The organism is Reyranella sp. (genome assembly GCF_050185545.1).
Taxonomy (GTDB): Bacteria; Pseudomonadota; Alphaproteobacteria; order Reyranellales; family Reyranellaceae; genus Reyranella.
On sequence record NZ_JBFWZI010000228.1, the window covers coordinates 1 to 9,736 of the forward strand.

Annotated in this window: 11 protein-coding genes and 1 tRNA gene; 2 read left to right on the plus strand and 10 right to left on the minus strand. The window is 61.6% G+C overall.

The window, feature by feature from the left end; genetic code table 11:
* The first annotated feature begins 50 nt into the window (after positions 1-50).
* Positions 51-126: transfer RNA gene (locus AB7O82_RS33775), tRNA-Thr, on the plus strand.
* Here AB7O82_RS33775 and AB7O82_RS33780 read toward each other — a convergent pair.
* From AB7O82_RS33780 to AB7O82_RS33825, 10 genes are all read right to left on the minus strand, one after another.
* Complete coding sequence (locus AB7O82_RS33780) at positions 105-1,733, minus strand: recombinase family protein (RefSeq protein WP_428621364.1); 1,629 nt, start codon at positions 1,731-1,733, stop codon at positions 105-107. The genes AB7O82_RS33775 and AB7O82_RS33780 overlap by 22 nt on opposite strands.
* A 201-nt stretch (positions 1,734-1,934) precedes the next feature.
* Positions 1,935-2,225, minus strand: a complete 291-nt coding sequence (locus tag AB7O82_RS33785; protein WP_428621365.1) for a hypothetical protein — start codon at positions 2,223-2,225, stop codon at positions 1,935-1,937.
* On the minus strand, positions 2,222-2,482 hold the full coding sequence (locus AB7O82_RS33790) for a hypothetical protein (protein WP_428621367.1): 261 nt from the start codon (positions 2,480-2,482) through the stop codon (positions 2,222-2,224). Before AB7O82_RS33790 ends, AB7O82_RS33785 begins: the two co-directional genes overlap by 4 nt.
* Complete coding sequence (locus tag AB7O82_RS33795) at positions 2,479-3,579, minus strand: phage major capsid protein (RefSeq protein WP_428621369.1); 1,101 nt, start codon at positions 3,577-3,579, stop codon at positions 2,479-2,481. The genes AB7O82_RS33790 and AB7O82_RS33795 overlap by 4 nt, the downstream gene beginning before the upstream one ends.
* Positions 3,580-3,595: 16 nt before the next feature.
* Complete coding sequence (locus AB7O82_RS33800) at positions 3,596-3,895, minus strand: hypothetical protein (RefSeq protein WP_428621370.1); 300 nt, start codon at positions 3,893-3,895, stop codon at positions 3,596-3,598.
* On the minus strand, positions 3,879-4,307 hold the full coding sequence (locus AB7O82_RS33805; protein WP_428621371.1) for a hypothetical protein: 429 nt from the start codon (positions 4,305-4,307) through the stop codon (positions 3,879-3,881). The genes AB7O82_RS33800 and AB7O82_RS33805 overlap by 17 nt, the downstream gene beginning before the upstream one ends.
* Positions 4,294-4,557 carry a hypothetical protein gene (locus tag AB7O82_RS33810; RefSeq protein ID WP_428621373.1) on the minus strand — a complete coding sequence of 88 codons (264 nt, stop codon included), beginning with the start codon at positions 4,555-4,557 and terminating at the stop codon, positions 4,294-4,296. The genes AB7O82_RS33805 and AB7O82_RS33810 overlap by 14 nt, the downstream gene beginning before the upstream one ends.
* A 385-nt stretch (positions 4,558-4,942) precedes the next feature.
* Positions 4,943-7,369 carry a hypothetical protein gene (locus AB7O82_RS33815; RefSeq protein ID WP_428621375.1) on the minus strand — a complete coding sequence of 809 codons (2,427 nt, stop codon included), beginning with the start codon at positions 7,367-7,369 and terminating at the stop codon, positions 4,943-4,945.
* The gene (locus AB7O82_RS33820; RefSeq protein ID WP_428621376.1) at positions 7,366-7,566 is read right to left on the minus strand and encodes a hypothetical protein; all 201 of its coding nucleotides are present in this window, start codon (positions 7,564-7,566) and stop codon (positions 7,366-7,368) included. The genes AB7O82_RS33815 and AB7O82_RS33820 overlap by 4 nt, the downstream gene beginning before the upstream one ends.
* 572 nt (positions 7,567-8,138) lie before the next feature.
* Complete coding sequence (locus AB7O82_RS33825; protein WP_428621377.1) at positions 8,139-8,843, minus strand: hypothetical protein; 705 nt, start codon at positions 8,841-8,843, stop codon at positions 8,139-8,141.
* Between the two features lie 262 nt (positions 8,844-9,105).
* Here AB7O82_RS33825 and AB7O82_RS33830 point away from each other — a divergent pair, with 262 nt between their 5' ends.
* On the plus strand, positions 9,106-9,624 hold the full coding sequence (locus AB7O82_RS33830) for a hypothetical protein (protein ID WP_428621378.1): 519 nt from the start codon (positions 9,106-9,108) through the stop codon (positions 9,622-9,624).
* Positions 9,625-9,736 lie beyond the last annotated feature (112 nt).

Below are 9,736 nucleotides of genomic sequence, written 5' to 3' on the forward strand. Positions count from 1 at the left end.
GGCGCAGTTTGCCCGCTGCCCGGGCCTTGCCTATACTTCGCGCCCCCAACGCCGGTGTAGCTCAGTTGGTAGAGCAGTCGCTTCGTAAGCGAGAGGTCGGGGGTTCAAGTCCCTCCACCGGCACCACCTGTTCCACTCACGCCTGACGCCAGCATCAGGCGCTCGCCCGACAGGGCATAGTCCACGGCCAGAGCCTTTCGGCGCTTGCCGTCCTCGTCCTTGATCGCGACCGCGACCACTAGCAGCCCGCCAGTTAGCTGCTGCAGAAGCGTCCTCGCACCCTCCGGGTCGCGCTTGGCGAGGGCAGGGAGGTCGCGCAACAGCGCCTTGTAGCGAGCCTCCAAACGGGGCAGGAGCGAGACGACGTTGCTGACTGGCTGCCGGTCCCGCGCCAACTGGTCGCGCTCGTCCTCCAGTTCCTGCAGGCGCTTGGTCAGCGACTTGTTGCCGCGCAGTTCGCCGTTGGCGATGGCGTCCACCATGTTGGCGATTTTCCGCTCGACTTCCTGAAGGCGCTTGCCGCTGGCGGCTCCCCGTCCGGCATTGGCCTTCTGCGCGCAGGCGACGTTCTGCTTGAACCACTTGATGTAGGCGGCCAGAAAGTCTGGTGCCAGCATTTGCTCGCTGATGCCGTTGAACACGGCTTCTTCGACCTCGGTGCGCCGGAGGCGCTGGCCAACCGAGCAGGCGTGTTCGCCGCCCGAGCGATGAGTGCCACAGCCATAGGAGCGGCTGTCCGAGATGATGAAACTGCCGTTGCACTCAGCACACTTCAACAGGCCAGAGAGCGCGTGGCGCAGCGGCTTGCCGCCGCGACCGATGTAGGCCGCTCGACCCTCCTTGGCAGGCACCGCGAAAATTGCGCAGGCTTTCGCGGTAGCCTTGATGCGTTGTTGCGCTGCCCGCCACGTGGCGTCGTCGATGATGCGCAATTCCGCGCATCTGCGTTCAATAGGAGCGTCACCCGGCAGATATCTTCTGCTGCTACTGTCACCCGCCTTGCGCTGAACTTTGTATGCGCCCCAGACAACGACGCCTGTGTATCGCCGGTTATTCAAAATTACTCTGACGCCGGACTGCCGCCACTTGCCATCACGGCCCTCCCAGGACGAGCCCGGTGAGGCGATGGCGTCACGATTGAGTCCATGCGCGATGCTGCGCGCAGACATACCGCCAACATACTCACGAAAGATGCGACGCACGACCGCCGCTTGCTCTAGGTTGACGGTGACCGCGTCGCCCTTGGCCGGGTTGTAGCCGAAGACTCTGCCACCAGTAGCGCGACCGTCCTTGGCGCGTGACTCAAGACCCCTTCTGATTCTGTACCGGCACTCCTTCAAGTCGTGTTCCGCCATCGCGCCTTGCATCGAGATCATCATGCGGAAGTGCTGATCGCGGCTGTCCAGACCGCTGACCGTGACAAGGTCCACGCCGATGTTGACCCACTCGTCGAGAACCGTGAACTGCTCGCCCAGCGCTCTCCAAAGTCTCTTGGAGTCCTCTGCGACGACGATGTCGAAGTCACGGCGCTTGGCGGCTGCACGCAAAGCTTGGTATTGCGCTCTGCGAGACGTGCCGCCGCTGATGCCTTCATCTTTGTATTCCGCGACCACGAGCCAGCTATTGCGCTGCGCAAGTTCGCGACACACACGTAATTGATCGTCTGCGGCGAACTTGCTGTTGCGCTTGACGCTGACTCGACCGTACAGCGCGGCTCTCAGTTGCTTGGCCATCGTCATTCTCCGTTATGCGGGCGCATCACCCGGAGGAAGTCTCCCTCTACTTCCGGCACTTCGGGATCGCACCATCTAGAACATGAAGTTGTGTGCGCCCGTCCGAACCGGCGAGTGGCAGAAAATGCGCCTCGGAGCGATGCCGGCTACCGTGAGAAGGAGACGACTCACAGCACCGCCCCGAGGCGCGCCAACACCGACTCACTCCACCGCCCGCAGCGGCGGCACTGCGCAGTCCAGCGTCTTGAAGGAGATGTGATTGAGCGCCAGCACGAACGGCCGACGCTCGGCGTCAATGCTGTCCCAGAGCGGCAAGACTGTCTGCGGATGCTGCGCGAGGTAGTCCATGAGATCTTCGGCTGTGCACAACGGCGCGCTGCCGCGTGGCGTCAGCAAGACCACGGCGGTATCGTCGAAGTCGTGCAGCACCTGCACGGTGCCGTCGAAGCGCGAGCGCAAGGCATCGACTTGAATTGTGACCATCGGCGTCATTCGCGACTGCCTCGCACAAGCAAGCGCCACGACGAGCAGCCACCCGGCTTTCCGGTCGCATCCTCAACCGCAATCCACACGCTTCCTGCGCACTGGACGAGATCACCGCGTTTGTACTGGCCCGGCAGCCATGGCCCGCGAAAATGGTCCGCGAGGCTTTTGGCTTCGCGCTCCTCCAGCGCCGCGCTCACTTCGCGCGCGACGAGTTCGCGCACTCCTGCGGCGAACTTCACCGGATCGAACGCCTTGGCCGTCATGACTGCGGTTCGTAGTTGGCACCGGCGATGTAGGCAACCGAGCCGGGTCGCACCACGCGCCAATTGGTGATGATTTCATTCAACACAGCGACGCAGTTGCACTGCCACAAACTGACCTGCGCGGCGGGACTCTCCGGGTCATCGCGCATCGCCAGCGTCGCTTCGCCAGACACAACAGACCGCACGCCTGTGGCCCCGAACGCAATGCCGCCGCCATCGATCAGCGCAAGTTGTGCGCCACTCGAATCACGCGGCGATGCGCGCGACGTGATGAAAGGCACGCCCAAAATCTGGCCGCCACGCACGCCGGCATCCGGATACAGCGGCGAACCTCCCGCGTCGCGAGCGAGACCAATCTGAGCGCCGAGCAGCGGATCGCCGACAAACACTGCCGCAGCCAAGTCGCCGTCGAACGCTTCGATCAGCGCCGGAATGTCCGCCGCAGCAGAGCCGCTGGATGGGATTGCTGTGGCTCCGTACGTCACGCTCGCGGGTGACTCACCGGCAACTCCAGCGTTGAGTGGGTTCAGGAGTGTAGCGTCAATTGCTTCGGCCAAAATGCGGACTGCATCGGCCCGCATGCCTTGTTCGGTTGCGGCATCGGCGAACCGGGCGGACTCCTGCGTGAGCACATAGACCACTGCGATCTTCAGCGGCTCCAAAATGTCCCCGTCGAGCGCCATGCGGCTGAGGGGTTTCATGCCAGCGTTGCCGACCCAGTAGGCCATCGCTCTTTCCACAAGCGCGATTGTGCGGATGTTGAGCGCAACGGGGCGCAGCCCGAGCCGACCGACAACAGAAGCTTGCGCGACCGCGCCCCAGAATTCAGCAGATTCCGGACTGCTGAGTGCAGCAGTCCATGAGCCGGAAGCCAACCCGCCGGCATCAATCGCCTCCTTCGTCACACGGGCGACGGTCGCGCCGTATTTCTCGGCGGCATATGCGGCACCGTCGCTGCGCCCGCCGGTAGCAGCGCGAGCGAGGATCGAGCGGAAGTGAGTCATACCACGGGGTAGAACAGAAATCATGATCGTGCCTCGGCGTTGGGAATTGATGCCGAAAGCGTCGCTGGGATCGCGCGGGCGGGAAAGCGCCAATCGTTGTCAATCGTTGTCAATCGTTGACCCTCGATGCATCGATGTGGGCCGCGAGGTCCCGTAGCCGATAGCGCACTCTGCCGGTGCGCCCTGCGCGGAAAAACGGCACACCTGCGCCGCCATTGGCTCGCCAATTCGCCAACGTCCCCGGCGCGCGATCAAGCAGAAGCGCGGCCACGTCCTCGTGGACGGCGTCATCCGGACTGATGAAGTGCCCGTGTTCGACGCACCATGCGCGAAGCTGCGCCTCGGTGCTCGGCTGCGCGTCGAGCGGTCCGCCGCAGTGCGGGCAGCGCGGTTCAGTCGGCGTCGTCATTAGCCGCCCGCAGCCGCGCTAGGTCCTCGCGGTAGGTCGCTATGCTTCTCACGCCAATCGGCAGACTGTTGCCGTGCTCATCAACCCACCACATCGCGCCCGTGGTCTGGCACAAGGCGTAAATCTCGCGACGCTGATCGACTGGCCAACTCTCAAACTGGCGGGCTGGTCCGCCACGGTCGAACTCGGCGGACATCAACTCAAAGGCCCGCGCCGAAACACGCTGCTGCACTCCCTCGCATGCCTTGCGCCAGAAGAATCTCAGGAGCCGACCGCTGGTGTAAGGCAGCCAGAAAAGACTTGGCGGGCGATCGGCGTCCCAAAGCGATCCCGCTGAGATGAAGAAGGTCACGATGTGGTCCACATCCGATGTGGATGTTTGCGGTAGGTGAAAGCGCTTAGTCGTCGTCATGGTGCGTTGCCTTCGGTAGTTCCAAACGGAGTTGACGCAGAGCCATCAGCATTCCGGAACGGGCGTCGCGCTCGACCTGACAGGCAGGATTCGCTTTGCGCTGGCCGAAACGGTCCAGCACGACTTCACCTTCGCGCTTGATGATTGCGCGGGCGCGCTCGATGCGCGTGTGGGCTTCCATCGCGCTCGTGAGCAGCAGCAACCCGGCGGAGTCCTCGATTCCGTACTGCTGCTGCAATTCCTGCCACAATTTTTGGCTCCCGGCAGACAGACCAGCCGGTGGACGAGGGCTGTTTTGCGGCGCGGAATTTTTCAAAGGTCACCCGGGTTTTTGCATGCACATGAGGGGGCGCGGTTTTCTGGACCGACCATTTTCAAATTCACGGCACGCCCCCGGCCAAACGTGGCAGCAGTCACCGCCCATGCCGCCTGTGCATGGAACTTCTCGAAAAATCCGGCTCGATATTTGGAAATGTCCAGAGCGCTGGGCGGCACAGGCGGCGCGATCCCGCCCATGCTCCTGCGTCCGCCCATGAACCGCCATGCCGCCCGGACCCCGTTTCTATAGGAAAATCGGGTCGATTCCCTAAGCGCTTTAAGGCCCGGGCGGTATGGGCGGCGATGGGCGGTGTGGCTCACAGTGGGGCCTCGTCGTCCACGTAGGGCGGCGGCGGGCCGTCAGCGAGCCGCCAGACGCAATACCGTTTGGCGGGCTTGTGGTCGTACTGGCCCACAGCGCGGCGCATGTGCAGGTGCCCGTAGTCCAGGACCTCGGACTTCGCGAACGCCTTGGCCAGCACACGGCCCATCAGCTTATTGGACTCGTCATCGCTCTCAGGCCAGCCACCATTTGGGGCGAGCCCGGCAGTCTTGGCCGTGTCCACTAGACTGCTGGCGAGCACCCAGCGCCCGAGCCGCTGCTGCCGCTCGACTTCCAGCGCCAACGACCGTATGAAGCCGCCGTCCGGTGAAGCAAGCCGCGCAGTGATCGTCCGGTGCTCGTCGAGCAGCGGCGCCATGCCAAAGATTTCGCGCACAATCCAGTCGAGTACGCCCATAGTCTCAAAGAACGCATGTTGGACAGGATTGCGCGGCTTGCCCGCGTCGAACCAATGTCGCACGACGGTCAACACGCACCCGGCATAGTGAGACGGGTTTGCCTCCATGTGTTCGAGAAACCCGCCTTCCGAGTATTCGGGAAACTCGTAGCCATCCGGCCTGCGCACGATCCGGACGACTAGTACGCGATTGCTCTGGTCTTCGGTCAACTGCAACCCATTGGACGTCAGCGTGAAAAGGTAATTGGAAACCGGCAGCCAAACCACGCTGCGATGCGGAACGCGACAGCCGATCAGCGCGTTGCCAGCCGTCTGGATTGCCTCAAGGTGCGGCGAGTCGAGGTGGCCCCGGAAGTTGTCGAGCAGGATGCACGGAGCGCCACGCAGCAGTGCTTCAGAAATGGACTCATCCAGTGAGCCGACGCCACCTGTGCGCTGAGTGATGGCTTGCTGCCGTTCACCCAGTGTCGTAGCGATGGCCTTGGCAAGTTTCGTTTTGCCACCCTGCGGCTCGTTGGCTTCGATCAGCAGCATCGGCTTGTTGCCAGAGAGCATGCCGCCGAGCGCGAGCGCTGGTAGTACGAGCGCCGCTACTGCCCGCGAGTGATCGGCAGCACTGGCGAACTGGTAGCCGTCCAAAAGCGCCAGCAAATCCCGCTTGGCAACATCAAACGCCACATTCGGGATCGCCTCACCTGCCGTGACATAGATGCCGGGACCGTCGTTGAAGCCGGGATGCAGAACTTGCAGGCGACCTGAATGCTCGACGGCAATCGGGCGCTTAAGCACAAGCCGGATCTCGCGCAGTTCCTCGCGCACTGCCGCAGAGGCGAGGACGACTGCCGCGCTGCTGACCGGCATTCGAGACGGGCCGAGCGTATGGCGTCCGTTCTTGAAGTGGACCTTCAGAACTTGCCGGCGATCATCAACGCGTGAAGCCAAAGCTTGATCGCGGACAGGCTGAATCGACACGCCTTCCGGCGTGCGGGCAACCTCGACGACGTGACCGTCCTGCGAATACATGCGATCACGCAACGCCCGCAACGTGATCCGGGCTGCCACGGAATGCGGCACGTCATCACTGGGCACCAACACGGCACCTGCTTCCACGTGTGGGCGGACCAGCGCAACCACGCGCGAGTCGGTCATGCCCTCTAACACGTCGCCAGCGGGCGGCTGTCCTGCAAGCACGCGCTCAATTGCGCGATTCACAGCGCGGGCCGGATCGCTCTGATCGAGCGCGTGCGGGTGATCGGCGAACAGCTTGCGTATCGTAGGCGGCGACAGCTTCTTGACGAGCAATGCCTTGCGCACGCAGGCCAGCAGGTGCGCGGAGCGGTCAGCGTACTCGACGAGACTCGGCCAGTCGTCCGCTGCGTCGTCGACTGTCGCGGCACTCGGAGCTTTGCTCCGTGCAGACACCAGCATGACCGGCTCTGGCGGGTTGCGCATCTTATCAATGCAGGTGCCTGCCAGCCGCACGATCTCTGGAGCGGGACGGCCCGCGATGGCACCAAAGTAGAACGTCTGGCTCAACGCAAAGCTTTCGCCCTTGAGTGTGCCGCCCAAAATCGCGTTGAGGACGCCGACCCAATGCGCCCGGCGCTCGCGCAATTCATTCTCGGTGCCAGTGATTGGCGCGGCGAGCGGGCAGAGGACGCGCCAGCGCGGCTTCTCGGGAGTGTGACTCGCGCTCGTGTAGAATAGCGCTTCGATCCCGGCATTAGTGCAGAGTGCTACGGCATCAGCCATTGGCATCTCGCCGCCGTCGTAGTCAGCTTCGCAGCCAGTGATTGACAGCGTGTTGGCGTCATGGCGCAGCGATCCACCCGGCGACCTCTGGTCGCCGAATGTCGCGAACTTCAGCAACGGCAACTGATCTTTGACCGTGGCGGGTCGCACCATGCGGATGACGGTTTCGAGTTCCGCGAGGGTCATCGAGCGCACCGAATCAATGCTTGTGCCCTTGTTGGTCGGAAAAATCGTGATGGTCGCGGCGCTCATTCCGGCAGCGCCTCAATCTTCAGAATGCGCTCGCGGTCCTCATCGAGCGTGATCGAGATACGCGCAGGCCACTCGCCGTGCTCACGCTCGTACTGTTCAGACGCGATGCGCACGCGCCGCATCCAGCCGGATGGCTCAAGGTAAGGCTGGTAGGGGTGCCACTCGATTATCAGGACGTCCGGCCAATCACGCGCCATGAGTGTCTCCGGCATCCTTGGGCTCGTCCGGCCGCGTGCCATCAGGATGTTTCCGACGTTGCTCGTGCTCGGTGAGCCACGCACGCGCGTCCAGCTCCGCGATCCAGCGGACTAGATCGAGTAGCGCGGCGTGGTCGAACTTCATTACCGCCCGCGAGCGGTAAAGTGCTTTTCGAGGCGCTGGCAGTCTTGCAGCGAAAACAGAAGGCGCCCGGTTGGCGAACGCTGCCCGCGAACGCCGAGCACTTCACAGGCAGTGGAAACTGCGGCGGTGGAAACCTGCAACCGGGCTGCAACCACTCGTGTCGCGACAAGTGGCGAAGTAGAACGAAAGATCTGGTCCGACATACGCACTCCAAAACGACGCCAGCGACCCGCGCAATTGCGCAGGACCAATCTGGTATGTCGTTATGGAGCGCTGTGGCCTAGCGTCGTTTGGAATGCCTCAGCGCACAGAAAGCCTGCCTGAAGTTCTGGCAGGAGGCAAATTTATGTGAGTGCTCGAATTAAGCCCGCACCATCGCGATTCAAAACTGAGATAGGAACGACGGTCTACGGCTATAGGCAGCTAGTCAAATCTGGACGGTAGCTTCGCCCCACAGCCTTTCGTATGTGGCGAGCGTATCCGCGAAGGTGTCAACGATCTGAGTGACAGCGGTTGGCGAATCGCGCCCGCCGTCCTTGAATGACGCACCTGATACGTAGCACGCCCGCCGATCCACGAACATGTAGCGGTCGTGAATGTTATCGCTAGAGCGCACAGCAATCGTAAGACCGTGCTGGGCCGTAAATGCATGCGCCGCAGGGATTAGGGACGTCAATCGGTCGCGGGTTAGCAGGCGGACGCTTGTGCCGGCTACGACCAATCCCATGTATTTGGCGACGAATTCTGCTCCCATGTAGCGATCAACAAACAAGAGTTCAGTCCTGGCTTCCGCGATCAGCCGTCGTATTACGTCGAAATAGTCGAACTCTGATGCCGTGTCGATTGCCACGCTGAGGGGACCCGCAGTCTTCAACTGCAAATCGGCCCGTGCCTCATGCAGCAAGCCTATTACCTCTCCGTGTCCTTGGTACGCAAGCCGTCCATATGAACTGCGCATCTGTGTGAGCTGGACATCGACAGTGACGCTTCGCGTGTGATCCCAGCGCTTCAGAATCGCTGCCACGCGACCTTGCCACGCCATGCCTTCCGGGCTTGAAGCCTGATCTGCTGGCGGCGCAGTGCGGATCAGTTCGCCAATTTCCCCGAGCAATTGCTGTTCTGTAAGCGCCATAGACACGTAGCCTAGTGCTGCGGCTTTCTTAGGGCAACAATGCGCGGTCAAGGAAGTCGCGGAAGGTGACCAGTGGCAAGGCGTACATGGCGGGAGCATGATGCGCAGATGGGCTCAAGGGGTGAGCCTGCATATCCGCTGCGAGTTGCCAAAAATATCGAAGAGCGACTGGAGTGACCGACTCGGCACTCAAACAGACTGCATCTATAGTGGTCGGCGCGGGTCCAGATCGTAGTTGAAATAGACGATAGGAGACACGGCAATGGCCCTGCTTGAACAAGTCTTCGGCGTCAGCGCAAGTCAAGTGCTGTCGTACGTGGAGCGACCAGACGTTGACAACCGATTTTTAGACGCACTTATTTCTGACAAGGAAGTCGTGGTTTACGGTTCGTCAAAGCAGGGAAAGACAGCGCTGGTTTCTAAATATCTGCCGTACTCCGAACACCTTCTTGTGAGCCTAACTCCAAGAATGAATGTACGCGATATCTACCAAAGCATTCTCAGTAAGGCGGGCATCAAGATTCATATCGGCGGAACCGAGAGGCGGGCGACCGAAACAGAAGTGGGTGTTGCCACGCGTGTAAAGGCGATGATTCCACTATTCGGCGGGGGCGAAGTAGAGGGCGGTCGCAAGGTTACAACTGGCTCGGGCAAAGACACTCAGTATGAGGAAGTCCCTATCAATCTAGAGTTGCCACAACATGTGGCTGACTTGCTTCGTCAAGTAAAATCTGAGAAGTGGGTGATCTTAGAGAATTTCCACTACTTAGGGAACGTCTGAACAACCGGCGGGTTTGAAAGCACGGATGTAATCTGAGGCGGACTTCTGCATGGGATCGGGGTTGCGCTGCAGGTTTTCGCCGCGATTGCGGGTCAGCGAGGCCGATTCCCGG

Coding starts and splice junctions, on each gene's coding strand:
- AB7O82_RS33780 (WP_428621364.1), bottom strand. CDS start 1,733: ATGGCCAAGCAACTGAGAGCCGCGCTGTACGGTCGAGTCAGCGTCAAG.
- AB7O82_RS33785 (WP_428621365.1), bottom strand. CDS start 2,225: ATGACGCCGATGGTCACAATTCAAGTCGATGCCTTGCGCTCGCGCTTC.
- AB7O82_RS33790 (WP_428621367.1), bottom strand. CDS start 2,482: ATGACGGCCAAGGCGTTCGATCCGGTGAAGTTCGCCGCAGGAGTGCGC.
- AB7O82_RS33800 (WP_428621370.1), bottom strand. CDS start 3,895: ATGACGACGCCGACTGAACCGCGCTGCCCGCACTGCGGCGGACCGCTC.
- AB7O82_RS33805 (WP_428621371.1), bottom strand. CDS start 4,307: ATGACGACGACTAAGCGCTTTCACCTACCGCAAACATCCACATCGGAT.
- AB7O82_RS33815 (WP_428621375.1), bottom strand. CDS start 7,369: ATGAGCGCCGCGACCATCACGATTTTTCCGACCAACAAGGGCACAAGC.
- AB7O82_RS33820 (WP_428621376.1), bottom strand. CDS start 7,566: ATGGCGCGTGATTGGCCGGACGTCCTGATAATCGAGTGGCACCCCTAC.
- AB7O82_RS33825 (WP_428621377.1), bottom strand. CDS start 8,843: ATGGCGCTTACAGAACAGCAATTGCTCGGGGAAATTGGCGAACTGATC.
- AB7O82_RS33830 (WP_428621378.1), top strand. CDS start 9,106: ATGGCCCTGCTTGAACAAGTCTTCGGCGTCAGCGCAAGTCAAGTGCTG.